The organism is Wolbachia endosymbiont (group B) of Erebia ligea, assembly GCF_947179575.1.
GTDB classification, from domain to species: domain Bacteria; phylum Pseudomonadota; class Alphaproteobacteria; order Rickettsiales; family Anaplasmataceae; genus Wolbachia; species Wolbachia pipientis_C.
This window is the reverse complement of record NZ_CAMXBW010000002.1, coordinates 290,406-315,410: the sequence shown is the minus strand read 5'-3', so window position 1 is coordinate 315,410 and position 25,005 is coordinate 290,406. Positions and strand designations below refer to the sequence as shown.

The 25,005-nt window shown below is 32.9% G+C and carries 26 protein-coding genes, 2 tRNA genes and 1 pseudogene; 7 read left to right on the top strand and 22 right to left on the bottom strand.

What is annotated here, in order from left to right; all coding sequences use genetic code 11:
• Positions 1-52: 52 nt before the first annotated feature.
• Complete coding sequence (locus OM962_RS02020) at positions 53-1,285, bottom strand: IS256 family transposase (protein WP_264330447.1); 1,233 nt, start codon at positions 1,283-1,285, stop codon at positions 53-55.
• Positions 1,286-1,314: 29 nt separating this feature from the next.
• Entirely contained in the window at positions 1,315-1,500 is a 186-nt protein-coding gene (locus tag OM962_RS02015) for a hypothetical protein (RefSeq protein WP_264330648.1), read from the bottom strand.
• 94 nt (positions 1,501-1,594) lie between these two features.
• On the opposite strand from OM962_RS02015, the gene OM962_RS02010 reads away from it, so the two are divergent.
• On the top strand, positions 1,595-2,317 hold the full coding sequence (locus OM962_RS02010; RefSeq protein WP_017531931.1) for a Bax inhibitor-1/YccA family protein: 723 nt from the start codon (positions 1,595-1,597) through the stop codon (positions 2,315-2,317).
• Positions 2,318-2,854, top strand: coding sequence for a cytochrome c oxidase assembly protein (locus OM962_RS02005; protein WP_264330647.1), 537 nt, complete (start codon positions 2,318-2,320; stop codon positions 2,852-2,854).
• A gap of 35 nt (positions 2,855-2,889) precedes the next feature.
• On the opposite strand, the gene OM962_RS02000 is transcribed toward OM962_RS02005, so the two are convergent.
• Positions 2,890-3,420 (bottom strand): hypothetical protein, encoded by a 531-nt coding sequence (locus OM962_RS02000; protein ID WP_264330646.1) that lies wholly within the window; start codon positions 3,418-3,420, stop codon positions 2,890-2,892.
• 281 nt (positions 3,421-3,701) lie between these two features.
• On the opposite strand from OM962_RS02000, the gene OM962_RS01995 reads away from it, so the two are divergent.
• Both OM962_RS01995 and OM962_RS01990 read left to right on the top strand, forming a co-directional pair.
• Complete coding sequence (locus tag OM962_RS01995; protein ID WP_264330645.1) at positions 3,702-4,679, top strand: quinone oxidoreductase family protein; 978 nt, start codon at positions 3,702-3,704, stop codon at positions 4,677-4,679.
• Positions 4,680-5,283: 604 nt separating this feature from the next.
• Positions 5,284-5,892 carry a hypothetical protein gene (locus tag OM962_RS01990; protein ID WP_264330644.1) on the top strand — a complete coding sequence of 203 codons (609 nt, stop codon included), beginning with the start codon at positions 5,284-5,286 and terminating at the stop codon, positions 5,890-5,892.
• Between the two features lie 65 nt (positions 5,893-5,957).
• Here OM962_RS01990 and dapA read toward each other — a convergent pair whose 3' ends face one another.
• From dapA to elbB, 9 genes are all read right to left on the bottom strand, one after another.
• Positions 5,958-6,845 carry a 4-hydroxy-tetrahydrodipicolinate synthase gene (gene dapA / locus OM962_RS01985; protein WP_264330643.1) on the bottom strand — a complete coding sequence of 296 codons (888 nt, stop codon included), beginning with the start codon at positions 6,843-6,845 and terminating at the stop codon, positions 5,958-5,960.
• A 9-nt stretch (positions 6,846-6,854) separates the two neighbouring features.
• The gene (gene ssb / locus OM962_RS01980; protein WP_264330642.1) at positions 6,855-7,337 is read right to left on the bottom strand and encodes a single-stranded DNA-binding protein; all 483 of its coding nucleotides are present in this window, start codon (positions 7,335-7,337) and stop codon (positions 6,855-6,857) included.
• Between the two features lie 68 nt (positions 7,338-7,405).
• Positions 7,406-7,479: transfer RNA gene (locus OM962_RS01975), tRNA-Arg, on the bottom strand.
• A 12-nt stretch (positions 7,480-7,491) separates the two neighbouring features.
• Positions 7,492-8,280, bottom strand: a complete 789-nt coding sequence (locus OM962_RS01970) for a hypothetical protein (RefSeq protein WP_264330641.1) — start codon at positions 8,278-8,280, stop codon at positions 7,492-7,494.
• A complete protein-coding gene (locus tag OM962_RS01965; RefSeq protein ID WP_264330640.1) occupies positions 8,277-8,885 on the bottom strand; it encodes a hypothetical protein in 609 nt (202 codons plus the stop codon). The genes OM962_RS01970 and OM962_RS01965 overlap by 4 nt, the downstream gene beginning before the upstream one ends.
• A gap of 4 nt (positions 8,886-8,889) precedes the next feature.
• Positions 8,890-10,329: a hypothetical protein gene (locus tag OM962_RS01960; protein ID WP_264331003.1), complete on the bottom strand. Its 1,440-nt coding sequence runs from the start codon at positions 10,327-10,329 to the stop codon at positions 8,890-8,892.
• A gap of 280 nt (positions 10,330-10,609) precedes the next feature.
• Entirely contained in the window at positions 10,610-11,536 is a 927-nt protein-coding gene (gene ispH, locus OM962_RS01955; protein WP_264330639.1) for a 4-hydroxy-3-methylbut-2-enyl diphosphate reductase, read from the bottom strand.
• Positions 11,537-11,594: 58 nt separating this feature from the next.
• Positions 11,595-11,903 carry a hypothetical protein gene (locus OM962_RS01950; RefSeq protein WP_264330638.1) on the bottom strand — a complete coding sequence of 103 codons (309 nt, stop codon included), beginning with the start codon at positions 11,901-11,903 and terminating at the stop codon, positions 11,595-11,597.
• Between the two features lie 137 nt (positions 11,904-12,040).
• Positions 12,041-12,739 (bottom strand): isoprenoid biosynthesis glyoxalase ElbB, encoded by a 699-nt coding sequence (elbB, locus tag OM962_RS01945; RefSeq protein WP_264330637.1) that lies wholly within the window; start codon positions 12,737-12,739, stop codon positions 12,041-12,043.
• Positions 12,740-12,867: 128 nt separating this feature from the next.
• Here elbB and OM962_RS01940 point away from each other — a divergent pair, with 128 nt between their 5' ends.
• Entirely contained in the window at positions 12,868-13,941 is a 1,074-nt protein-coding gene (locus OM962_RS01940) for a hypothetical protein (RefSeq protein ID WP_264330636.1), read from the top strand.
• Positions 13,942-14,502: 561 nt separating this feature from the next.
• Here the strand turns inward: OM962_RS01940 and OM962_RS01935 are convergent.
• From OM962_RS01935 to OM962_RS01905, 7 genes and pseudogenes are all read right to left on the bottom strand, one after another.
• Positions 14,503-15,054 (bottom strand): annotated as a pseudogene (locus OM962_RS01935) (5-formyltetrahydrofolate cyclo-ligase).
• Positions 15,038-15,667, bottom strand: coding sequence for a ferredoxin reductase domain-containing protein (locus OM962_RS01930; RefSeq protein WP_264330635.1), 630 nt, complete (start codon positions 15,665-15,667; stop codon positions 15,038-15,040). Before OM962_RS01930 ends, OM962_RS01935 begins: the two are co-directional and overlap by 17 nt.
• A gap of 33 nt (positions 15,668-15,700) precedes the next feature.
• Positions 15,701-16,828, bottom strand: coding sequence for a SurA N-terminal domain-containing protein (locus tag OM962_RS01925; RefSeq protein ID WP_264330634.1), 1,128 nt, complete (start codon positions 16,826-16,828; stop codon positions 15,701-15,703).
• Between the two features lie 118 nt (positions 16,829-16,946).
• Positions 16,947-17,037: transfer RNA gene (locus tag OM962_RS01920), tRNA-Ser, on the bottom strand.
• Between the two features lie 339 nt (positions 17,038-17,376).
• Positions 17,377-17,883 carry an inorganic diphosphatase gene (gene ppa, locus OM962_RS01915; protein ID WP_264330633.1) on the bottom strand — a complete coding sequence of 169 codons (507 nt, stop codon included), beginning with the start codon at positions 17,881-17,883 and terminating at the stop codon, positions 17,377-17,379.
• A gap of 59 nt (positions 17,884-17,942) precedes the next feature.
• Positions 17,943-18,842, bottom strand: coding sequence for a WD1261 family protein (locus OM962_RS01910; RefSeq protein ID WP_458694675.1), 900 nt, complete (start codon positions 18,840-18,842; stop codon positions 17,943-17,945).
• An 11-nt stretch (positions 18,843-18,853) separates the two neighbouring features.
• Positions 18,854-19,249, bottom strand: coding sequence for a hypothetical protein (locus tag OM962_RS01905; protein WP_264330631.1), 396 nt, complete (start codon positions 19,247-19,249; stop codon positions 18,854-18,856).
• 110 nt (positions 19,250-19,359) lie between these two features.
• Between OM962_RS01905 and OM962_RS01900 the strand changes: the two genes are divergently transcribed.
• Complete coding sequence (locus OM962_RS01900; protein ID WP_264330502.1) at positions 19,360-20,232, top strand: IS982 family transposase; 873 nt, start codon at positions 19,360-19,362, stop codon at positions 20,230-20,232.
• 98 nt (positions 20,233-20,330) lie between these two features.
• On the opposite strand, the gene mnmA is transcribed toward OM962_RS01900, so the two are convergent.
• The 3 genes from mnmA to OM962_RS01885 form a co-directional block, all read right to left on the bottom strand.
• The gene (gene mnmA / locus OM962_RS01895) at positions 20,331-21,443 is read right to left on the bottom strand and encodes a tRNA 2-thiouridine(34) synthase MnmA (RefSeq protein WP_264330630.1); all 1,113 of its coding nucleotides are present in this window, start codon (positions 21,441-21,443) and stop codon (positions 20,331-20,333) included.
• Between the two features lie 226 nt (positions 21,444-21,669).
• Positions 21,670-22,737 (bottom strand): rod shape-determining protein, encoded by a 1,068-nt coding sequence (locus tag OM962_RS01890; RefSeq protein ID WP_264330629.1) that lies wholly within the window; start codon positions 22,735-22,737, stop codon positions 21,670-21,672.
• A 20-nt stretch (positions 22,738-22,757) separates the two neighbouring features.
• Positions 22,758-24,176, bottom strand: coding sequence for a gluzincin family metallopeptidase (locus OM962_RS01885; RefSeq protein WP_264330628.1), 1,419 nt, complete (start codon positions 24,174-24,176; stop codon positions 22,758-22,760).
• Positions 24,177-24,450: 274 nt separating this feature from the next.
• Between OM962_RS01885 and OM962_RS01880 the strand changes: the two genes are divergently transcribed.
• Positions 24,451-24,930, top strand: coding sequence for an OmpA family protein (locus OM962_RS01880; protein ID WP_264330627.1), 480 nt, complete (start codon positions 24,451-24,453; stop codon positions 24,928-24,930).
• The last annotated feature ends 75 nt before the right edge of the window (positions 24,931-25,005 follow it).

Here is a 25,005-nt window from a genome sequence, read left to right as displayed (position 1 = left end):
AATAAAAAACAAAAAGTTGGGAACGTTCAAAAAAGTGTGTCAAACCGTATTTTTAATTCAACTCAATTTTTAATCTATCAGGAAAAAAGATATCAAGTTGAGATATAGTTAAAGCCCAATTAGGTAAAGCCATAGCCCATTTTTGCTCTACTTTTTTTATAGCACAATATACCTGTTTATACAAGGCATTTGTATTAGTAAATGAGCCTTTGGTTTTAGTAAATTTTCTAATCTGTCTGTGCAGTCCCTCAATAGGATTAGTGGTATAAATTAGCCTCCTAACAGGACCTGAATACTTAAAATAACTGGACAAATTTTCCCAATTATTCTGCCAAGATTTTATGACTAATGGATACTTTTCGCCCCATTTTTCCTCCAGTTCAAGCAAATAATTTTCGGCAATTTCTTTACTTGAAGCACGATATATTTTTTTCAAATCATTCATGAAAACTTTTACATCTTTGCTAGATACATATTTCAGTGAATTCCTTATCTGATGCACTATACATAGTTGTACTTCTGCTTTAGGAAATATACTATTTATAGCTGTAGAAAAGCTTTTTAGCCCATCAATGCAGGCAATTAGAATATCTTCTACTCCTCTTTCTTTGAGGTCATTTAGCACTCCCAACCAGAAATTAGCTCCCTCACTTTCAGCCAAATAAAAACCTAATACTTCTTTTCTGCCATTTTGATCTATGCCTAATATGTTATACATACACTTGCTTACACAATGTCCATCCTCCTTAACCTTAAAAAACATGCCATCCATGAACACTATTGGATATACTGATTGCAGTGGACGGCTGCGCCATTCATTGATTATTGGTAGCAGTTTATCAGTAATACTGGATATCTCTGCTGCTGATATTTTGTGGTCATATATTTCCTCAACGTGTGAAGCTATGTCTCTGTATCCCATGCCACTGGCGTATGTACTTAATACCTTTGCTTCAAGTTCTGGATGTAGGCTTGTTTGCCTTTTTCTAACTATTTGTGGTTCAAAACTTCCCTCCCTATCTCTTGGTGTTAGCAGCTCAAATGAGCCTCCACTCGTGCGTAAAGTTTTTGCGTTTCTCCCATTTCTTCGGTTATTTTCTTCACTTTTAGCTGACATGTGGTTTTCTATTTCACCTTCCAGACTTGCCTCTAGCAACCTTTTTATAAACGGTGTTAATGCTCCATCTTTTCCTGTCAATGGTTTTCCTTCTCGTATAGATGACAGGATATTTGTTTCTAATTCTTTATAATCTACCAACCCATTAGTTCTATTTGCTTGACTCATATCAAACCTCCATTTTTTATATCAATTTATTACTTTACTTCTCGGTTTGACACACTTTTTTGAACGTTCCCTGCAAAAACTACTTTCACCATTCCCCTTAAATCATGATAGAGGGAATGGTGAAAGTAGTTTCTATTGCCAGAGGTTGTTATAATAGTTACATGCTGCTGAAACCCGATTTGCTTATAGTTATGGAAGAAATTCTCTAATTGCATACCACACCATTCAATTGTAGTATGTCATTTTATACTTGATAAAAACGCTGTATTGTATTATAATATACCATCAAGAGATAATAAGGAGTTACATATGTCTTATATGAAAAACGAACAGGATATTCGCTCTCAGGGCGTTTATTATAGTGCTGGACTCAGGAGTTACCTAACTAAAGTATACAATTATATGGCTTTAGCTTTAGGTGTTACAGGGCTTGTTGCGTTTTTAACAGTGTTTTCTGGTCTTTTCCAGGTGATTTATTCCAATCCTGTTCTATCGCTTGTGGTAATGCTATCTCCAGTTGCATTGGTGTTTTATATGTCTTTTAGGCTTCAACACCTAAGTGCTCAGTCAACACTTACTGTATTTTTTCTATTCTCAGTTTTAATGGGAATTTCTTTATCTCATATTTTTATAATTTATACTGCAGAAAATATAGCGAGAGCATTTTTCATTACATCGATCATGTTTGGTTCTATGGCTTTATATGGTAATACTACAAAAAAAGATCTGACCAGTATGGGTTCTTTTTTGATTATGGGAATCTGGGGATTAATCATTGCATCTATAGTTAATCTGTTCCTTGGGAGTAGTCCACTCTATTTTGCAATATCATTTGTGTCAGTAATAGTGTTTACTTTAATGACCGCGTACGATGCTCAGAGAATCAAAGATGTTTATTATAGGTATAATGATGGCTCAGAGGTTGCAACTACTAAGTTGGCAGTACTTGGTGCAACTAATCTTTACTTTGACTTTATCAACATATTCCTCAATTTACTTAGGTTACTTAACTTGTTTAATAATAGGGATTAGGTGTTCTCCTTTTTAAGGGGAAATAATGAAAATTCTATAGTTTTTTTCCTAGTATCTTTAGTGGCATTGATGCTGTGTCTTGCATATGCTTCAGTGCCATTGTATAGTATCTTTTGCAAAGCTACTGGATATGGTGGCACAACGAGAAAAGCAACTAATACGACAATAAATGCAACTGACCAAAAAATCAGGGTTTACTTCAATGCTGATGTAATGTCCGGTCTGCCTTGGGAATTTAAATCAGAAACTAACTACATTGATACGAATATAGGGCAAAAAAGTTTAGTGTTTTATTATGCAGAAAATTTATCTGACCAGCCTTCGCTTGGAATGGCAGTGTATAATGTCACACCTTTTAAAGCAGGTAAGTATTTCAATAAAGTTGCATGCTTCTGCTTTGAAGAACAAATTTTGCAGCCAAAACAAAAAGCAGCTATGCCAGTATCCTTTTACATAGACCCTGAAATAATTCGTGACAATAGTACAAAAGATTTAAGTGAAATAACGCTATCGTATACGTTTTTTAAGCTTAAATAACAAACCTTTTTCTATAAATAAGTTATGCAACAGATCTATTTAATTGGGCAGAAGCGCTTATTTGTTTTTTGTACACTAAGTACTTGTGTTGCGGTTTTTGGTATTGCGAATTCCCATTCTTCACTATTTGCTTTACAAGCATTCCAGTACTCAGTTAACTCTTTATTACTTTTTACAGAGACTGGCATTTCTATGTTGGGATTTTTTTCTAATGTATGCTTAATTAGAATCTCATAGCAATTCTTGTATTCAATTGGCTTATCTCTACCATATAATTTAGCAACATAGTCTAAGGTGGTATTTCCACCGTAGTTTTCATTTGGGCTATCATTTACTCCCGCTTTTATGAGAGCCTTTAATATGTCCGGAGAATGGGTCAAAACACAGGTATGTAAATATCCTTTTTCGTTTTGCACATTAGTTTCTGCTTTTATTAAAACTTGCGCTAGATTTGTTAAAGTGTACGGTTTATAGTTAATGGCGATGGAAAAAAGACTATCTATTGGAAAGCCATCATAATCTTTCAAGTCAAATCTGTGATTAATATCAAATCCTTTTTTTCCCAAGAAGTATATAAATATTTACAATAGTCTCCTTTTTTATCTGATTTTTGCATTTTACATTTTAACCTTTCTTTTATTTTTATTATTGGTATCTAAATCGTCATCTTCATCCACTTCACACAACACATTGAATAAAACACCATAAAGCCAAGTTTCTCTGTTTGTCATAATTTGTGCCTCAAAACTATTAACAATACGCTTATGTAGTGTATAAACTCTAAATAACATTTTGCAAAATATTAATTGCTAGATAACATAATTAAAGTTTTTGTCTTACATTTATCATGGTTAGAGCTATACAAATTAAAAAAACTGGGGGGCCAGAAGTATTAGAATTTGTAGATAAGAGCATAGGTGAGCCAAAAGATGAGGAAGTCTTAATACGTCATACAACTATCGGCTTAAATCGTTATGATTTAGAACATAGAAAAGGTATGCACAAAATTAAAGATCTGCCATCAGTACTTGGAGTAGAGGCAGTAGGAGTTGTTGAAAAGCTTGGTAAAAAAATTAGTGATGGACTTAAGGTTGGAGATAGAGTTGGATATTGCACAGCTCCTCCAGGGGCATATTGTGAAAAGCGCATTGTACACCAGAAATATTTGATAAAAATTCCGAATGATATACCTGATGAAGTTGCTGCTGCAGTATTGTTTAAAGGTATGACAGCTCACTATTTAGTTAATCAATCTTATAGAATCAGGCCTGGTGCTTTTGTACTAGTTCATGGAGCTAATGGTGGTTTGGGGCAAATAATATGCCAATGGGCAAAGGATAAAAAAGGTGTAGTGATAGGTTCTATAAGCTCTGACGAAAAAATGAAGATAGCTTTACAAAGTGGCTGCACATACGCAATAAACTACAATGATAAAGACTTCGTTTCTAAAATCATGGAGATTACGAAAAATAGAGGAGTAGGTGCGGTGTATGACCCTATAGGTTACGCTACAAGCAAGCTCTCTTTTGAATCTTTAGGTAAGTTTGGCATATATGTTTCTTATGGGCAGATATCAGGTAATGCTCCTATTAATTTCTCTTTACTTAGTTCGCGTTCGTTATTTGCAGCTGGAACTTCGATATATCACTACAAGTACAATAGACTTACGTTAGTGCTTACTGCAATGGAAATTTTTGAAATGATAAGAAAAAAACTTTTAATTGTAAGAATTAATAAAAAATATAAATTTGATGAAATAATAGAGGCTCATCGTGACATGGAAAATAGAAAAGTAAGTGGGCTAAATATTATTAAAGTTTCTTAAATAACTTAGTAACCTAAAATAATTATTCATTAAGTCATATCAACAAGAATTTCACATGGTTAATTTTCTTTTTGGGAGAGTTAAAAGCATACAGCTGTAGCTAAACTGACTGAGATTTTTACCGGACTAGTTTGAAAAACTTGTCATTCTGCTACTCGTTAGTGGCATGGTAATGCAATGTTTTATCTATAGATATTATGTTCACAGTAGTTTCAAAAGAAGCTGAGTAAATAAGTTATATTTCAAATTAGATTTGGTGTCACATCTAACATTATAAGTATTATCACTTCAATAGTATATGGAGCTGTTATTTTTCTTTTAAATGAATGATTTTTTCTGTTTTACAATAGTTTTAGAGTTGAGGTTATAGTACTTAGAAAGTTTACATTGCTTTATGAATTGTCTCTGTTGTTCTGATATATCCAGTAATCATAAGTTCTCCTTTAATGGCATTTTGTTCTCATATTTTATATACCATTGCACTCTGGGACCATACATATAAGGCTAAAGTGTGCTGAAAGTCAATTAAAATTACTTAATAAATTGACTATATAAACTAAAAATGCTAGTATTATATTATTAATTTTAAATGGGAGTAAATATTATGGGCTATACAAGAACACAACTAAAACAGGCAAGGCAAGCAAGAAGTAACCTAGAAAAGAAAATTGAATCAAAACTAGAACTAGCAATAACAATAGCAATAGCAATAGCAATAGCACCAGGAATGGCAGCTGTTACCGGGTCTCTTGCAGGTTTAGCTCTAAGTTATGTTAACTTGCCACCTCTCATTGCAGGTGGAATCATTGGTTCTGCAATGTTATTAGTATGCTGTGTAATCAGTGCTTGTTCTTGCTCAAAAACTACAAATCTCAACGATATACCAGAAGGCATGTCCGAAGGACATAAACAAATTTTGAGAGAATATAGCAACAGCGCTGAATATAAAATTAAAAATTATGCACGTACTATCAGTATTATTGATGTTTCTTTTGGATTTGGAGCAGGACTAGTTGCTCTTGGTTTTACATCACCAGCAGCTATAGGTGCTTTAACTTTTGTAGTGAGTGTGATTGCTTGTATTCCTTTAAATTTCTTAATTGATAAAGCAATTGAGTGCTTTTTTCCAGAAGGAAATAAACAGCCAGGTAGCTCAGTTGATAGCGATGTGAAGATTGTTGATGGGGAGAGTATTTTAATAAACGATAGATAGAAGTTTTTGAAGAGGATTTAGCCCATTTTTTTGTGTTAAGTATAATTGAATTATCCGCTCAAGTCCTAATCCTGCATAGCTAGTTGATTTTCCCATCCAAGAATCATTTTATTAGCTTGCCTTAATGTTTCAACAGAAGGCAAGTCTTCTGTGCTGAGTGGTAGGCGGACAGTTTTGTGTTTTATAAGCCCAATATCATGCAAGAGTGCTTTAGTAGGTATTGGGTTACTGGCGGTAAATAACGCTTCACAAGTCTGTTTCCACATATCTACCTGAGAGTTTTTACTACTCAGACATTGCTTAACATATTCATGTACTATATGTGGCCAAGTGTTAGCAGCAACAGAAACCAGACCAGCCGCACCCTTAGCAGCCATATCGGGTATCATATTATCATCTCCACAAAACACCTCAATATTTGGAGCAACTTTCTTATACTGAGTTAAAGTATCAACGGTGCCACTTGAATCTTTGATAGCCCAAAATTTTTCGTAGCTGGATAAATTACGTACAGTTTCAGCGTGAAGACTCACTCCTGCTCTTGATGGAATATTGTAAAGCATTGCTGGCACATGTGCTTTTTCAAGCAGCTTTTCAAACCATAAAGTTTGCCCCATGATTCCAGGCTTTGCATAAATGGGAGTTGTCATTAGATAGCCATGAATAGGCATACCCTTGCAAAAATCAAGCCATTCAAAAGTCTGATATAGATTCACTCCTGGTACACCAATTATAATTTTCGTATTTAATTTTAGCTCACATACAAATTCAACTAAGGTGCGCTTTTCAGAATCAGTAAGTGATAAGCTTTCACCTGTGCTACCGAGCAACACTACACCATTTTTAGCTTGAGCCTGCATTGCAAGCAAGCACTGCAAACTTTGGTAATCTACGCTATCTCCATTAGAATTAAAAGGAGTAACACAAGCAGTCCATAAAAATGTAGGTTTCAATTGAAGTTATTAAAATGGTATTTCATCATCGATTAGTTCGTCTTTTATATCGTTGTCAAAACTTCCGTGTTTATCTTTTTGTCCTGTTTCATTTTGTTTGTATTCACTTGGCTTGTAATCAGAGTTTGACATACTGTTTCGTGAATCTAAAAGGGTAAGGGCACTATTAAAGTTGTATAGCACCACCTCTGTTGTGTACTTTTCAGTACCATTTTGGTCAGTCCATTTTCTAGTTCTCAGAGAGCCTTCAACGTACACTTTACTACCTTTCCGTGCAAAGTCTTTAACAATTTTTACTAGTCCTTCACTAAAAATTACAATATTATGCCATTCTGTCTTTTCAGAGCGAGTACCAGAAAATTTGTCAGTCCAACTTTCAGACGTGGCTATTGAAAAACTTGCCATCTCTTTTCCATTTTGTGTAGTCCTAATTTCAGGATCTTTTCCTAAATTACCAACTAATATGACTTTATTTATAGTACCACTAGACATAATTATGCTTTAAAACAAACATCTTTATTATCTTATGTGAGAGTATTATTGTCAAATTTAATTAAAAACGCGCTTGGAGGGATTCGAACCCACGACCTTTGCCTCCGGAGGGCAACGCTCTATCCAACTGAGCTACAAGCGCAGATGTATTAGATTATTTAATAGATAAACTATCTAAATCAAATTTTTGTTCTGGATAAAGCGTAAACATAATACCTCCATGTCCAAAATGTACATTTTTAGAATTGCTTATCCGTTCTTTTGTTATCTTTTGGTCTACAGACCATGAAAAAGTTACATAATTTTCAGTTACTGAGTGCACTTTTAAATCCTTAGTATTTATGAACAACTTTCCATTTACCCATATTTTCCATGTATCGGGGGAAAAGTATAAAATTGAATCTAAACTGACTACTTTACAATTGAAATTTTCTTCCTCTGTAACTCCTGAAGACTGTAAGTTAAACTTTTCCATCTCACTAACTATTCTATTAACCTGCTCTTCATCAAAAAAAATGCTTTTTATGCTACCATATTGCGATAAAGTACTCTCTGCTGCCTCTTTTATTATATCGTCTCGATCTATATAATAATTGTTGATAAAAAAACACTCCTTCGCACGCAAATTTGCTATATCAATGAAGTCATTTATTTCTTGATTTCCAACTTTTAAAATACTTTTTAAGTACTTCTTTTCTATAATCATTCCATTATTGGAATGATGACAGACCATTTCATCATTGCCTTGTCTTTCTATATATACACATAAATTTTCACTATTTAACCCTAATATTTTATGCTCAATAAAATCTTCATTACTAATATGCTGTTGGCAAGAATATTTTTTACAAATCCCTATATTTTCTACAAGATCTTCGCAATTGCAATATGCACTAACATTAAAAAATAGCAGCGTAAAAATAAAAAACAACTTTATATTCATCTACTTAATATGGTATACCAATCAAAAACTATACTAGCTCTCACTATCTCTATCATATTACCACTTAAAATCTGGTTTATAACTTTAGCATCTATATTTCTCTGCTTATTCAAGGTAAGAGATCTGATCATAATATAACCAGGAAGATTTGGAATAGACTGTAGAAATAAAAAAATATGCTTATCGCTAATTGAGCTTAAACTTAGAACCACTTCACTTCTTATTACTTTTGTATGTTCACTTTTATTGTGGAGTTCAGCTTCTTCAGGTATAGAAATTGATATTTCAGGTTCTAACATGTAGTGTTTTTTATATAGCTTGTTAAGCTCAAAATTTAAATTTGTAATGTATCTGCTACTATGTAAGTTTGAAGAAGAAATTCTTTTCCATAAATCTAGGTTTTTATTTAGAACGACTTCTTTCTTTTGAATTTCAATGATCTGTAAATTAATAGAGCGTATTTCCTCAGCTGCAGTTTGATTTTTATTATAAACCTTTTTGTTATAGATAATAAAACACGTTGATAACCCTATTAATACAATAGATAACAATAAGTAATATATGCACTGAATTGTAGCTTTTCTTTTTAGTTGAGAGATAGTCATCAATCTACATTGCCTCTCCTATTTCAACATCAATAGATAGATTTTTCTCTTTAGTAGTGGGTAAGCTAGAAATACTAATATCATGAGTACGGAAATTATCGTTTAAATTTTTCTGTAGTTTCTCGTATTGATAAGAAATGTCTTGACCAGATTGAAAATTAAACCTTAAAGTTGTGGTAATATAACTTTTTGCCTCATTATAATTCCACTCAAACGATTGAAGCTCTACATCTGGTACTTTTAGCTTTTCTACATACTTAACTTGTGTGAGAGGAGAGTACTCTATTTTTGATAAAATATTATTGATATTAATAAAATCGTAAACTTCATCTATCTTTTTTACATTATAGCTTTGGCTAAGTTTTATTAGTTTGTTATTTAAAGCACTCCGCTTTGCAGATAAATTATCAGCAACATTAAAATTTGAATACAAATTTCGCAAACAAAAGGCGTTAATTACAACTAAAACCAAGAGTAGGTATAGAAAAATTTGAGGAGAATTTAAATAAAGATAATTAAATAGATAAAATTCTTTAGTTTCTTTTGTGTTAAAAATATTTATTGGCTTATTCTTAAAGCTATGGAACAAAATTGTAGTATCACAAAAGCTATCTTTTTCGCATATAGCTAATTCTGCTACCAATAGTTTACCTAGCTCATATGGAGTCAATATGTTCACACTATTCTCTGAAAAATTTATAACTGATAAACTAGATTTAATAGCTTCTGATACTATGATGCAAAGGTCGATAGGGTCATTTTTTTCAAATCCAAACTTAGTTAAAGATTGAATTGTATTTTTCACTTCCTGATATATTTCACCAGCAATGATTCCTGGTAAATTATCATTAGTAAATGGTATTAAACGTGTAAATATCATTTTGTTCTCTTTAAGAACCACTTGTCTATAGCCACCTGTTTTAGTTGCAGCAACTATAATTTTCCAGTTACTAGGATCTTTGTGTAGAATCTTTTTTGCTATACTGACTAGTTCTATAGGAAACATTAATATTCCTTTAAAGTTAGAGCCTATTTCAACAAACACGTCCAACCAATATTCTATTAAATGATTTACTTTTGATGAAACAAATAGATACCACCAGTTTTGATTAAATTTATTCGGCTTTTCGACCAAGAGAATAGAATTTATATCGTTATTATGAGCAAAATGCTCTACTTTTGTTTTTGCTGATAGATAAGCACTAATCCTATTTACTCTTGGGATAGACTGTAGCAAATAGTTCTGATCAGTGTGATTGAGAACCAGATATAAGGGTGCTTTTTTATCTGATGAGAGACATGAAATTAAGTCAGAAACAGCTTTATTATTTTTGTCCTTAGCAAAATATCTTTTATTTAAAGTATCATTTTTAAAATATAGTAACATTGTGCCTTCTTTTCCTATAGAAAGCATAAACTTACTTTTGGGTTTTGACCCAAACATATTAACAAAGTGTATACTCATCTAGAATTAAAAAGGTAATTTATTGAAATTCATTAAACATTAGATGACAATATTACTTATATTATAAGTTTTTGATAAAGTTAGTAGTAATATTAACCCTTTTGTATGATGAAGGTTTTTTATATTTTAATGTTTCTGTGCTAGACACAACTTAACCTGACAAACGAGGATTAATCATATCTCAGCTTGATATTTTATTCTCCAACAGACTGAAAATTGAATTGAGCTAAAGACTTGATTTGACGCACGTTGTTGCACATTACCATTTAGTATACTTGAACTGAACATTTTCAGTGAATCCATCTGGCATGACTGAAACTTTTGTATTCATATTTATTTTTAAGTAATTTACTAGCTCATCAACTAATATATCAGGAGCAGAAGCACCTGCAGTAATTCCTATTTTTTCTGCGCCCTGCAACCAATTTTTGTTCATACATTTATAATTATCAATCAAATAGGCTCTTCTTCCTCTGGAAATACACAGGTCTAATAAACGGTTTGAATTTGAACTGTTTTTGCTTCCTACAATTAACACTACGTCTGTAATTTTAGCCAATTTTTTAACAGCGTTCTGCCTATTTTGTGTTGCATAGCATATATCTTTTAAGTCGGGGCCTGTAATGCTTGGAAATCTGAGCTTCAGTGTAGCAATAATTTCTTTGGTATCGTCAATACTTAACGTGGTTTGTGTTACATAAGATAAATTATCTGGATCTTTGATTTGTAAATTGTATACGTCTTGCATAGTTTGCACTAGAGATATAGGATTACTTACTCTTCCTATAATTCCTTTAACTTCTGGATGATTTTCATGTCCAATTAGAATTAATTCTTTACCACTATCCTCATACCTTTTTGCCTCTTTATGTACTTTGCTAACTAATGGACATGTTGCATCAATCACTTGAACACCCTTTTTTTTTGCCTCATCCTCTATACTTTTCGACACTCCATGTGCGCTAAAGATCAATATTCCTCTATTGTCTTTAATGTCTTCTATGCTGCTTACAAAAACCACTCCTTGTTTCTTGAAGTCCTCTACTATATACTTATTATGAACGATTTCGTGTAGTACATAAACTTGGCGTTCGTTTTTGTATTTCTCTAAAGTAATTGCTAATATGTCTACAGCTCTTTTAACCCCTGCGCAGAAACCGCGTGGTTCAGCTAAGATAATCTCCATTTTTTAAGTAAGTATGTAAACATTGCTAAAAAGTAAGCTCCGCTCACTATGTTTCATATCACGACTGCTTTACTATAATTTCAAATTTATCATTACCAAGATTCTTATTAATATACCAGGAACCGTCATCTTTAATTACAAATTCAGGACCCTTGAGGTCTCTTGTTATTGTCCTTCCATCTTGGTAATCCATGGCAATATGGATATCGAATGTAACGATGTCTAGATTTATTGTAGCTTTTTTCCCACTGTATGAATTTAGACTAAACTTGCCCAACATGACATCATTAATACTCACTTCTCCTGCATAAGTATCACACTGACCATCTACACAACACTCACTTTCAATATAAAAAAGGTCTGACATATTTACATCTATAAAAAAAAGAACTAAACTTACATACTAAATATAGTTTACCATTAATAAGCAATTACAGATTACTTTGGCTACAACAATAATGCAACTGGAAGTATAACATAATTAATTGTATAAGAAACTACACTTTAGAGAAATGGTTGTTTGGTTTTTTTATTAATTTTTTTCACCATACTGTCAATCATGTGTTTTATTCCTTGATATACAGAGTGTGTACTTTCATCACTACGCATATAAGCAGAGCAGGAAAATATATTATGCTTTTCGTCTTCTATTGATAGCTTTGTATCGCATGTTATATGTTCGCCGCCGAGCTTCTCTATCAACTGGTCTTTGTCGTCTCCTATAGTTACCTTAATCTTACTTTCTTCTTTACCTATCTTGCTACTTAAAATTAAAACAATAATGGCTGGAGATATACATATAGTTCCTATTGGCTTTTTTGCAACAAAGAACTCTGAGACTAATCTTTCAAACTCAGGCATTACTGTTTTATTTTCAGCTAAGTCAGATAAATTTTTCGCAACTCCATATCCACCAGGTACGACTAGCATGTCAAAATTTTCAGCTTTAGCTTCTCTTAAATCATTTATCTCACCTCTTGCAATTCTTGCTGCTTCTACAAGTACATTCCTTTTTTCTTTTACTTCTTCTTTTGTTTTGTGGTTCATAACTTGTGTGATATCAACATCAGGAGCAAAACATGTGACTTCAACTTCCTGCTGATCAAGCACAAGCAGAGTTAAGACCGCTTCTCTCACCTCTGTGCCGTCGAGGTGGCCGCATCCTGATAAAACCACAGCAGCTCTTAATTTTTTCTCACCCATAAAATACCTTGATTTCATATAATCTAGGTATTGTAATACAAATTCCATATTTGGAAAGGAGTAATTATTTTATGTCAATTATAATATAATTAATAATTAGTATATATAATTAGGTATATTTGTAGTTAATGGAGTTTGATGTGGCCCTTGAAGAAGATGATGATGAATTTTTTGACGCTCAAATTGACCATCAGGAACTAAGAAAAGCTATTTCAAATATAATAGGAGGCATTGTAAAATCTTCATCAGAGGAAAAAAAAGCGTTATTGAGTAAGATAAGTAATACAGTTGATGAAATAGATATATACGAGCTTAAATTAGTAATTAATAGCCAGGGTCTAGAAAAAGCCATAAATAAGGAATTATTTACAAAACTCATTGAAGAAGCGCTTGAAGATTTAACCCCTGAAAGTGTTAACTCAAAAATAATAGAAGAGGCATTAAAATCTGTTAATCAGCAAGCAATAAGTAATGTTATAAATAATAATAAAGGTCCGCTGGATAATCTAGTCAATTATTTTAAATCAGCATCTGCAAATGAAAAAATTGGAATGGCTTCTACCGGAATAGTATTGGGAGTAGCATTTTCTCCGCTTATTGTGCTTGCTACATTAATAGCGCTTGTAGCTATTGGAGCGCTTTATGTAGGAATAGGTATAGGAAAGGCAGGGGAAAAAATAAAAGAAGGTGCGATTGATGCAGGAAAAGCAGTGAGAGGTTCATATAAGGATTTAATAGATAAATTGCCTACAATTCAAGCAAGAGAGAATAATTTTGATAAGTTCAAAAATGACTTGTCTGAGCGTATTATAGCAATTAGTACGGCACAAAAGCGAGAAGAAGCTGGAGAAGATGAAACTAAAAACAATCTTTCTAATATGCTAGAAGTGGTAAAAATGCTTCAAAATGAAGTGCAGCAATCGGCTATAAAGAAGTTGGTAGAAGAAGGAGTTATTAAGAATTTTTCAAAAGATGATATGACCAGACTTCTGAAAAAAGGTCTTAGTACTCATCTAGATGATCAAGAAGCACTTGATGATCTTATATATAAATTTCAACCTGAAATTATGGCAATTGGTAACGGTAAAATAGAAGATGTAGAACAAAAAGTTAATGAGAAAGCTCAGAAAATAGAACCAAGCCCTAAATTAGATAGTTCAAGTGCTGAACGAGTTAGTGAAGAAGGGAAAGGAATGGATTGATACATTTGAAGAGCATTTTGATGCAAAAATGTATCTGTCTATCTTATTTTGTCACCCTGCTAATCGGACACAAAAAATTACTTCCGCATATTTTCAATCTCATTATAATTACAAATAGAGATATTTTAAGAGCTCAAAATCTATCTTTAGTCTGCAGACTTTTTAATCAAACTTATTAAAAATGTATTCTTCAGTGTATATCTGTCGTATGTGCACTGCATTTTTTTCTAATCTTTTTTACAGGGGGATTTTATGTCCAGAATTCCAGATATTTGACCTTTACTTTAGCTAATAAAAACCAACTGTTACCTACGGTTTTTATAGCTACGTTTCTCAAACAAGTTTCAAATGAATAGATTTCTTGCATAACTGGAATTCAAAAGTTGATGTCATTCTAGCGCGTGACGCTAGAATCCAGTCCTTTTGTGCAAAAAACGTTGTAAAGTAACTTAGTTGGATCCCAGTGTCAGCTACTCTGATGACAAGAAAGGGAGTACAGGTTTCAATATTTGCATGCATCTGAACAGATAAACAATTACTATCAGAAAGAGGGAGACTATGCTACTCCTTTCTATCCGCCTTCTTGAGCAATTCACTTTCAAATCTAACACATATCTCAGTGATTATAATATCCAATTTTTGATCGTGTTTTTCCACAGGTAAATTTTTACAATATTGCTTCTCATAGGCTACACCTATAAATATTTTTCCAAGTGGCCGTAATTTTTTTATCATTTCATCATACCAACCACCGCCAAAACCTAACCTATTAAAATGATCATCAAAAGCAATAACAGGAGTAATGATTGTGTCGGGAATTATATCTTCATCTGCTTTATTCTATTCCTCAAATTTTAATAACTTACTTTTATTAGGAATTGCTACTTTATAGCCTAAATCAAGCAAATGATGCATCAAAGGCACAACATTAATTTCCCCGTCTGTTGGAATGTAAGCTGCTATTGTTTTACCTTTAACGCAACTTAAGTTTTGACTAAAAAGATTAATAAGAGAATTTGCTGCATAATTAGAATAACTTTCATCAATATCTTTTCTTATGGTTCTATATTGCTTCCTTAGTTCCTCTTTGTGCTGTTTAGTGTCTTTGAACATGTTCTATCCATTTTGCAGTGAGCTTTTCTTGTAAACTATTTTGCTTCAAGCGCTCACTTAAAAAATCAAAGTCAACAAGCTCCATATCCTGGTCTTGATTACTGCAACTATAAACAAAACTTATTTCTCCTGTTTCCTTATTTATGTGTTGCTGAATACATTGAGCGCAGATTTCTTTCATCATGCACTGCATAGGAGAGTTAACAGATGATATTGCTACGTGATTTGGTTTTAGGTATGGTTTTAAAATTGTTTTTCTAGCTTCATTTATAGCTTTCATCATTTTATCAGAACCAATAGTGATGATTTTATCTATAGTGTTTAAACTAATAGTAATTTTACCTAACTTTCCTTGCTGATATGAGATTATTGCATCAACTATATTACCATGAAAGGATTTATCCTGTTCTCTGCTTGTTTCTATCAATCCTTCTTCACATGCCCAAACTGTCACGTTTGATGCACGTTCTATCAGTGCTCGTTTAAATACATCACTTAATTTCTTATAGCCAGCGAAATATAAAACCTTATGATTGTTTTCAAGACAAGCTTTGCCTATCGAAAATAACACTGCATTTCCAACTCCACCGCCAATGAGCATTATATTCTTCATAAACTTTTTATGGAGTAGCAAACCTCTCTAACTTCAATTAAACTGATAACTAACAGCTGCATTTTTACGCATATTATCCAATAACAGGTTGCTTTGTATCATAATCTTTTGTTGATACATTTCCTGTTTGATTGCTTCTATATCCATTGCATTATTTTTGATATCACATAACATCATCAACTTTGCAGTGCTATTTTCTCTTAATTCTACTATTTCATTCATATTTGTTTTACTAAATAAAATCTGTAAATCAGGATTTAAATTTCGCATTTTTATTTCAAACTCTTTTACGCTTGGCAACTTGAAATCATCTGCTAACTTGTCAAAATTTAAACAACTGACCTTTTGCTCCTTAAAATTAGAGAGTAAACTTTCTGAACCTTCAACTACAACCTGTTTCAGTTTTAAAGTACTTTTCAGCAGTGTATGATCGAGCTGTACCTTATCTATGACTTTTATAACAGAGTAACCTTCGCTTAAACTAACCGGACCTGCTACATCACTGATTTCTAATCTTTCCAAAACGTCCTTGAGAGTACCTTTTAGTTGACTTAAATTAACTGTTGCTTTGCGCATCTTTATTGAAGATTCTGGATTATTACTGGTACGTAATTTTTTTACTAAGTCTTCAGCTATCTTCTGATCGGGAATTATGAACTCCTGAAACGTAATAAGGTAATCAGACTTCTCTTTTTGCTTTCTTGCATCATCCACTTCTTGATCGCTGATATTAATAAGCGGTACAACTCCTACTTCAATAATCTTGTTCCACAGTAGCTGACACTTTACTTGTTTTTTTAGGGTATTGAGATCTATATTATGCTTTTTTACGTATTGATCAACTTCATCAGCCTTAAGTTTTAAACTTTGAGTTAAGAATAACGTGACAGCATTATTTAACTCCTCGTTACTCAATTCTATATTCATCTTCTGTGCTTCGCTGACAATGATAATTTCGTCTATTAACTGTCTTAGAATTTGAGATTTTACCTCTTTTTGATTAATCTTCTGAGTGCCAAGCAATGAATTTATGAAGTTTATACGTCTTTCGATATCTAAATTTGAAATTGGCTCACCATTTACATCTGCAACAATTTCAATCTCAGTTGCAAGTAACCTAAGCGGCAGCATTATTAATATCAAAATTAGTATTTTATGCATATAAAATTATTTAGCTAATAACTAATTCTATAATAAATACTGAATAAACGCTAGCTAACTTTTTAATAATTAAAAAAGAGGGTGAAATTACTGTAATGAATACCTAAACAATAATATACGGAAGGAGAGGGATTCGAACCCTCGATACGACTTTTCAATCGTATAACGGTTTAGCAAACCGCCGCCTTCAGCCGCTCGGCCACCCTTCCAAATTATTACTATAATATCAAGACCTTTACTGCCTGTCTAATGCTTTTAATTGCAATATTTGTATCTGTTCAGATGCATGCAAATATTGAAACCTGTACTCCCTTTCTTGTCATCAGAGTAGCTGACGCTGGGATCCAACTAAGTTACTTTACAACGTTTTTTGTGCGAAAGGACTGGATCCCAGTGTCAAGCACTGGGATGACACCATTTGTTGTAAACTCACTTTTACTCTATGGTTATACTACCTTGCCGCTATCCTGAACGGATACCAATATTTACCCATTAAAAACAACAACATTTTTCCGAATAACTGTAATTTAAGGCTAAATCAACGCAAACTAATTTCTACTTTTTTCAATGATTTTTTTTGCTTCTTCTACATCAGCCCATTCTCCAACTGTCACCGTTTTTCCCTTTTCTAAATCTTTATAATGAGAAAAGAAATGAGCTATTTTATCTAGTAAGTTTTTAGATAAATCAGAATAGTTTTTTATATTGTCATAATAGCTATCAACACTGGAGATAGGTACAGCTAATATTTTTTCATCCTCTCCTTTCTCGTCTTTGGTAAGTAATGCACCTACTGGACGCACCGATATCAAAACTCCAGGCGCTAAAGGAAATTGAGTTAGCACCAAAACATCCGCAGGGTCACCATCACCTGCGCAGGTATTTGGTATAAACCCATAATTGCAAGGATAAGTCATTGAGGTAGACAAAAATCTGTCAACTTGTAACAACCCAAGCTCTTTATTAAATTCATACTTTACAGGCTCAGCATTTGCACTTATTTCAATTACTACACTTATTGCATCTGGTTTTGTTGTTATTTTACTTAAATCCATGGATTACCTCTTAACTTAAGAATAAGCATTATACAATATGTGCTTTTAAGTTGCCACATTTATGTAGTTCTGAGCTTATTTGCATGGAGCGGTTCTAATTTTTTCTTCCGCACATCATCGACTGCTGAATGTGGTGGTTCCTGTGGTGGTTTCAATAATTGAGATAAGGCATATACTATTACGATAGTAAGCATTGCAGCAATTACTAGATTAGCAAAATTATCCTGTGGTAGGACACCTTTTATTGGATTAAATAATTTTTGCTCCATAAGGAAATAATCAGCAACATATAACCCAACAGACAATACAAACATACCTAAAATAAGTTTACAGAATGTATTTTTGTGATTTTGCTTGCTGAGGATGAAATTTGGCCTACATTCATTCTCTTCTTGTTGCACTGAGTAGTATATATTCTCAGGGCTTGTTACTAACTGTTCAAATTCATCGCTGTTTTGGTTTTTTAACAGTTGCTCTAGAGTACGTTTGATATTTTTAGGATATAGGAAATCTTGACTGTGTTGCTCTCTTTGAGCTGTAAATGTCTCCTCCAATGCACTTATATCTCTATAATTAAGTGTATACTTGGTGAATCCATTTCTATGCGGTAACTCAATTTCTTGTAATACTTGTAGTAACTTCTGAATGTAATCGTAATACAGTGGTGTATTGATTGCTTTAGCTTTCTCATTAATATATTGATTAAGTGGTAAAATATCTCGATTTTCAGTACATGTAGAAAATATACCATAACTAGAAAATAGTAATGCTATGTCTTTATCCACTTTTATATTATGTATGGAATAATAATGATTTATTACCTCTTTACATAAGCTAAACTCTTTATCAAATTCATTTGCATAGCTTATTTTGAGTAACTTTTTAATATTATTGAGTACTTGTTTCTCAAAGTCATCATTATTGTTAAATAGAGCTTCACCTTTCGGATTTGCTAGAATATTAAAAAGCTTTAGTTTTTTTGATCTTCTGTCAATCCTACTTGATCTACAATTTCCCTTAGCAGTTTCTTCGAAGTGTCACAAAGAGTAGGTATTTTTTTACTTTCAACTGCAGCATATATTTTATCAATTACTTCTTGAGTATTGAACTGAGCATTTTTTGCAAGAACTCTATAAGCTTGAACATAAATTAAAAACAATCCTTGTAGACTAAATTTTAAGTTAAAATATTTATCTAATGGCTCTTGTTCTTTTTTATTAATGAATTCGGATAGACCTATATGATTTCTGCAATCCATGCAATGATGTAAGTCAGCATGTTGAAAACTGCCCAAACGAATAAATGCGGCCTCTAGTAAATTGCCCTTACCAACAATTTTTATTAACTCTTCAACTTCTTTAACCATCCCTCTAGTCCACAATATAATAATTACCTTTATAACGCTAACTATGGATTAGAAGAGAAGAAGAAAAGAAGGTAAACTCCAGTATTTTAGAGATAATAGGAGGTTACCCAGTGAATAAGAATGTAACAGAATTATTCTGTTTTGTAGATGATTATTGTAAAATAATAGACAAAAATTTTGCAGGTAGATTATTATCCAATGGTAAAAAACCTACAAGAGTGCCAGAAATAACGCATTCCGAAATTATAACAATAATTCTGTTATATCAGCAATCTAGATATGAAAACTTTAAATCATTTTACATATGTTACTTACAGTTGCTGCATAAGTCAGACTTTTCCAGACTACCTTCTTATGATAGATTTATTGCGCTAAAACCTCGAGTTTTATGGTATTTAGCAATGTTGCTACAGTGGTTATGTGAGCAGGCAAAAAATACAGGTATTTCCTACATTGATTCAACTCCTATCACGGTCTGTCATGCAAAAAGAATATCTAAAAATAAAGTTTTTACTGGAATTGCAAAATTAAGCAAAAGCACTTATGGCTGGTTTTTTGGTTTTAAATTACATGTAGTAATCAATGAAATAGGCGAAATTCAAGGTGTTACGCTAACCAGAGGTAACATTGACGATAGAAAGCCAGTTTTAGATCTGACTAAAAAACTAACGGGTTTATTATTTGGAGATAAAGGTTATATCCAAAAAGGTCTATTTCTACAATTACTTGATAGAAATTTAAAGCTTGTTACCAAGATAAAAAAAGGGATGAAAAACGCATTAATCTCTCTAAATGAGAAGATTTTTTTAAGGAAAAGATCTATTATTGAAACAGTTTTTGGTTACCTAAAAAATAGATTAGAAATTGAGCACACTCGCCACCGATCTCCTTTTAACTTTCTGGTTCATATTTTTTCTACACTCATTTCATACTCTTTACAACGTAAAAAACCTTCCATTTCCAATTCTTTTTTTGTTCGCTAATCCATAGTTAGCGTTTTATAGTATAAAGAATATAGGATAAAACAGCAATAAATTTTATTGTATGTTTACATTCTGCATTAAAAAATTAAACCACCAAGTTAGGAGCATATCCAACCTCCACCTATAACTTGTTCGCCCTTATATGCTACACAGGCTTGACCTGGACTGATGCCAAAGTAATCGTCGTTTAAAATTACACAGGCTTTGTTCTTTTCGTCAGTTGAATATATTGTCGCTAAGCTTCCTGCATGTGATGACCTAAGCTTCACAGTTACTTCCATGCCTTCTTTTGGTTGTTCTAACCAATTTAACTCTTTGACCAATATCTTTTTTTGCATTAGAGCATTGATCGGGCCTACTACAACTTCATTATTTTCTGTATTAATTTTTATCACGTAAAGAGGCTCATTGTGTGCGATGCAGAGGCCTCTTCTCTGTCCCACTGTAAAATTTACTATGCCGCTGTGCTCACCTAGCACTTTTCCATGAATATCTACTATTTTACCTTTCTGTACAGATTGTGGAGCTAATTTAGCTATTGTTTTACTATAGCTTTCGGAAACAAAGCATATATCTTGACTATCCGGCTTTTCAGAAATTTGTAAGCCAAAATACTTTGCTAATTTTCTTATATCACTTTTATAGAATCCACCTAATGGAAATCGCAAAAGCTTTAACTGCTCCTCAGTAGTTGCAAACAAAAAATAACTTTGATCTTTACTTTTATCGATGCTTCTACACAATTTTACCTCACCATTTTCTTCTAATCTTCTTACGTAATGTCCTGTTACGAGCACATCCGCACCAAGATTTTTTGTAACTTGCAATAGATCGCGAAATTTTACTGTTTGGTTACACCTTACGCACGGTATGGGAGTTTCTCCACGCATATAGGTATTTGCAAAATCCTCTATTACTTCCTTTTTGAATATTTCCTCGTAGTTTAAAATATAGTGGGGAAAGCCAACACTTTCAGCCACGTATTTGGCATCATAAATATCCTGTCCAGCGCAGCATGCACCCTTTCTCGCATTAGCATTACCATCACTGCCATAGAGCTGAAGAGTCACACCTATCACTTCGTACCCAAGGTTATACAGCAGTGCTGCAGCAACGGAGCTATCAACTCCCCCGGACATTGCAACAATAGCCTTAGTTTGATGCGGAGCTTTATCTTTTAATAAAGGTTCAATTTCAAATTCTTTTAGCATATAATTTATAAACACAAACCTGTGTCAAGCACTGGAATCCAGTTTCTATTACACAATTTCATCGAAACAGCATACTTATTTGTAGTCAAGTTCCAGTGTCAAGCGCTGGGATGACACCCCTTCCTTCTGGAAGTTGCCTTTAAATTACTTGGTGCGTGACACTGGGATCTCATTTATATTACATAATTCCATCAAAACAATTCGATAAACTGCCTTCAAAAACAATTTAATCTTGCTTGAATAAAACATGGCCAAAATAGTCCATGTTTTCAAGTACTTTTCCGCTACCCAGGGCAACACAACAAAGTGGATCATCTGCAACACGAACTGGTAATTTTGTTGTTTCACTAATAACTTTACTCAAGTTGCGCAATAACCCACCTCCACCAGATAAAATTATTCCTCTATCAACTATATCAGAAGAAAGTTCGGGTGGAGTACTCTCCAGTGCAGTTCTAATAGCAGAAATTATCTGATGTACAGGCTCTATTAGGCTCTCTGCAACTTGATATTCTGATAAAAGCATTTCTTTTGGCATACCACTCACTAAATCCCTGCCTTTAATTATCATTCCCTCTTTGTTGTTTTCAACTGGCAGACTGGCTGAACCGACGTTTTTCTTAATTTTTTCAGCAGTTGTTTCGCCAATCAATAACTTATGATTTTCACGAATGTATGACTTTATTGCCTCATCCATAATATCACCACCTACTCTGGCAGAACGTGAATAAACAATTCCACCTAAAGAAATAATTGCAACTTCAGTTGTACCACCTCCTATGTCAACAATCATAGAACCTTCAGGTTCGGTAACTGGAAGTCCAGCCCCAATTGCTGCAGCCATTGGTTCTTCAATTAAGAATACTTCATTTGCACCAGCACTTTCTGCTGCATCTTGTATAGCACGCCTTTCAACTGGGGTAGATCCAGATGGAACACATATGATAATACTAGGCTTATTAACAGTGAATCTTGTGTTTGCGCTGCGTATGAAATATTTTAACATTTCTTCCGCGCTTTTAAAATCAGCAATAACTCCGTCTTTCAAGGGTCTTATCGCTTCTATTTCTCCAGGTGTTTTTCCGAGCATCATCTTAGCTTTTTTGCCAAAAGCATAAGGAACGTAACTTCCTTTTTCTTTTACTCTTGCTACAACTGAGGGTTCATCAAGCACTATCCCCTGACTTTTCTGATAAACTAAAGTATTTGCAGTACCAAGATCTATAGCAATATCGCTAGCAAATAAACCTTTGAAAGTAAAAAAATTTCTGATTACATTCTGAACAAAACTCATACACAACTCAAGAAAACCATTTATTGAGACAAATTATACTTTTCAGATAAGTAACTAGTGTAGCACTCAATATCTAAATCCCTACCTGTTACCTTTTTTAGCTGTTCCAAAAAGCCATAATTTGCACTATATACATTTTTAGAGAACCAATCGATAAGTAAACTGAAATCTCCTTTTACTATAGAATCTAAAAATTCGTAATGATTTTTCTTAATGAAAGAAAAAAACTGCACAGCAGCGATTAACGCTATGACTTTAATAGGAAAGTAGCCTATAACACCACTTATCCAATACTCATCTTGAAAATAAGTGTCTAGCTCATTTTTAGCTTTTACTGAAATCTTGTAATGCTTCATACCTTCCAACCATTTATCGTGTAGATCTTTAACTTCTAACGTACCATTTATTAGATCTTGTTCTAATTTAGTTCTTAGCATAATGTGAGCCAATAAACTAAATTCATCCGCATTCTTCAAAAAAGATGAAAGATTTACTTTATTGAAAATCAAATACAAATTTTCAACACTACTATTAATTTTGCCTTTTGTAGAAAGTTTCTCCTTTATGTGTGGTTGAATGAACTCAATAAATTCTCTGGATGTTCCAATGATCCTTTCCATGAATAACCCTTGAGTTTCATACATAATATGTTTTGTAATTGAGCTCTTTATAGAATTTTGCGCTAAACATTTTTGATGAATTGCATAACCAGTATGCCGTAAAAGTAAAAATAAACCATAACAAAGGTCAGATTCATCATAATCGATAGGATCGTAATAAGAAATGGAAATCTCATTTGGTGTAACACTCATTTGCTGTAAGAATAAGGAACCAAGTTCAATCTGTCTCTGAACCGTAACTTTTTGTATATTAGTAACCTTATCCTTCTTCTGCTTTTGAGTTACTTTCTCTACATTTTCACTAAAAAATTTACCTAGCTTAGGAAATATTTCCTTTATGTTCTTTTCTGTGATATTAGAGTCATAGTCAGCAAGCAATGACTCATAGTTTGAGCGCTTTAATTGCTGCGATTTTATAGAAGCTGCTTCACGAGTAAGCTTAATTAGGTTAGTAAAGCATTCTTTCAGCTTTTCTAAGTTACTAATTTCAGAATTAGTTAGCCTCCATAAGTTTTGGCATTCAATCTTAGCTTTGGACAAAGATTTTACTAAATCAACAGGAATAGCACTGCTGCTTTTGTGTATCCCCTCTATTAACTTTAGCTGCTGAATATTCGCACTCTTTTTATTCCTAAGAGCATTCGCTAATGATTCCTTTATTGCATCATGAGAGATAATTTCATGTCTGATTTCCTCTAGAAGACACATTTGCTCGATCTTATCCTCTATATCCAGTTGGCTTTTGCTTAGTAGTTTTAGTATGTTTTCGATATTCCTTACCTTATGTAATACTTCCTCTAAAAACTTATAAGATCTCATTTTTATTCATTGCTTTGAAACATCCGCTTAATATCGTAATAGATTAATAATAAAGTTAAAAGTATATTTGCTTAAAGTACAATAAAAAATTGTATTTTTATTCTTTTATTGTACTTCATTGCTAAGAATTGAGCATCTTATCAGAAAATTAATTATAAGATTGTAAAGAAAACATTTAGTATTTTATTTCCCTTGACTCTATTCTAGTATAGAGGGATTATTAGTACTAAAATTAAAATTACGCACTATATTTTAAATTTATGGAGGTTTAGTGATGTGGAGTAGACTGATTATAATGTGTTGTTTTTGTTTACTGCTTACTGGTGTAAGTTCTTGCCCTAAAAAAGGAGTAAATACGACAAATAAAATGAATGCTGTTGTTAAGCAGATAGGTGATAAAAGAGTTTTCTTTGGTTATGATGAATCTAGTATCAGTGAAGTGAGTGCAGATGCATTACTTGACGTGATGGAAGTGTTACAAAATAATCCTGACGCAAAGGTTACTTTAACTGGTCATACTGACAATCGTGGTTCTCACGAGTATAATCTTGCACTAGGAGCTAGAAGAGCAGATGCAGCTAAAAAATTTATGGTCAGCTGTACACCTTATCTAGAAAATAGAATAAAAACTGCTTCTAAAGGTGAAACTGAGCCTTTGGTTAATGTAAAAGATGATTCTAGAAATTCCAAGTATGAGAGAGAGCATGCTAAAAATCGTAGAGTAGAATTTTCATTCTCTGGGATCAAAAGTTAATCTCCTTCGCATCCCAGTGCTCAGCACTGGGATGATACAGTGTACAAATCCTTTGTACAGATTGTTAGTTTGCTT

Bases quoted from the DNA above. Each gene is read 5' to 3' on its own strand.
- ispH (WP_264330639.1), bottom strand. From the start codon at position 11,536: ATGGAGATTATCTTAGCTGAACCACGCGGTTTCTGCGCAGGGGTTAAA.
- OM962_RS01880 (WP_264330627.1), top strand. From the start codon at position 24,451: ATGTGGAGTAGACTGATTATAATGTGTTGTTTTTGTTTACTGCTTACT.
- mnmA (WP_264330630.1), bottom strand. From the start codon at position 21,443: ATGCTAAAAGAATTTGAAATTGAACCTTTATTAAAAGATAAAGCTCCG.
- OM962_RS01995 (WP_264330645.1), top strand. From the start codon at position 3,702: ATGGTTAGAGCTATACAAATTAAAAAAACTGGGGGGCCAGAAGTATTA.
- OM962_RS02010 (WP_017531931.1), top strand. From the start codon at position 1,595: ATGTCTTATATGAAAAACGAACAGGATATTCGCTCTCAGGGCGTTTAT.
- ssb (WP_264330642.1), bottom strand. From the start codon at position 7,337: ATGTCTAGTGGTACTATAAATAAAGTCATATTAGTTGGTAATTTAGGA.
- OM962_RS01885 (WP_264330628.1), bottom strand. From the start codon at position 24,176: ATGAGATCTTATAAGTTTTTAGAGGAAGTATTACATAAGGTAAGGAAT.
- OM962_RS01940 (WP_264330636.1), top strand. From the start codon at position 12,868: ATGGAGTTTGATGTGGCCCTTGAAGAAGATGATGATGAATTTTTTGAC.
- OM962_RS01970 (WP_264330641.1), bottom strand. From the start codon at position 8,280: ATGAATATAAAGTTGTTTTTTATTTTTACGCTGCTATTTTTTAATGTT.
- OM962_RS01925 (WP_264330634.1), bottom strand. From the start codon at position 16,828: ATGCATAAAATACTAATTTTGATATTAATAATGCTGCCGCTTAGGTTA.
- OM962_RS01990 (WP_264330644.1), top strand. From the start codon at position 5,284: ATGGGCTATACAAGAACACAACTAAAACAGGCAAGGCAAGCAAGAAGT.
- OM962_RS01960 (WP_264331003.1), bottom strand. From the start codon at position 10,329: ATGTTTGGGTCAAAACCCAAAAGTAAGTTTATGCTTTCTATAGGAAAA.
- OM962_RS02015 (WP_264330648.1), bottom strand. From the start codon at position 1,500: ATGCAATTAGAGAATTTCTTCCATAACTATAAGCAAATCGGGTTTCAG.
- OM962_RS01950 (WP_264330638.1), bottom strand. From the start codon at position 11,903: ATGTCAGACCTTTTTTATATTGAAAGTGAGTGTTGTGTAGATGGTCAG.
- OM962_RS01890 (WP_264330629.1), bottom strand. From the start codon at position 22,737: ATGAGTTTTGTTCAGAATGTAATCAGAAATTTTTTTACTTTCAAAGGT.
- ppa (WP_264330633.1), bottom strand. From the start codon at position 17,883: ATGGATTTAAGTAAAATAACAACAAAACCAGATGCAATAAGTGTAGTA.
- elbB (WP_264330637.1), bottom strand. From the start codon at position 12,739: ATGGGTGAGAAAAAATTAAGAGCTGCTGTGGTTTTATCAGGATGCGGC.
- OM962_RS01905 (WP_264330631.1), bottom strand. From the start codon at position 19,249: ATGGTTAAAGAAGTTGAAGAGTTAATAAAAATTGTTGGTAAGGGCAAT.
- OM962_RS01930 (WP_264330635.1), bottom strand. From the start codon at position 15,667: ATGAAGAATATAATGCTCATTGGCGGTGGAGTTGGAAATGCAGTGTTA.
- OM962_RS02020 (WP_264330447.1), bottom strand. From the start codon at position 1,285: ATGAGTCAAGCAAATAGAACTAATGGGTTGGTAGATTATAAAGAATTA.
- OM962_RS01965 (WP_264330640.1), bottom strand. From the start codon at position 8,885: ATGACTATCTCTCAACTAAAAAGAAAAGCTACAATTCAGTGCATATAT.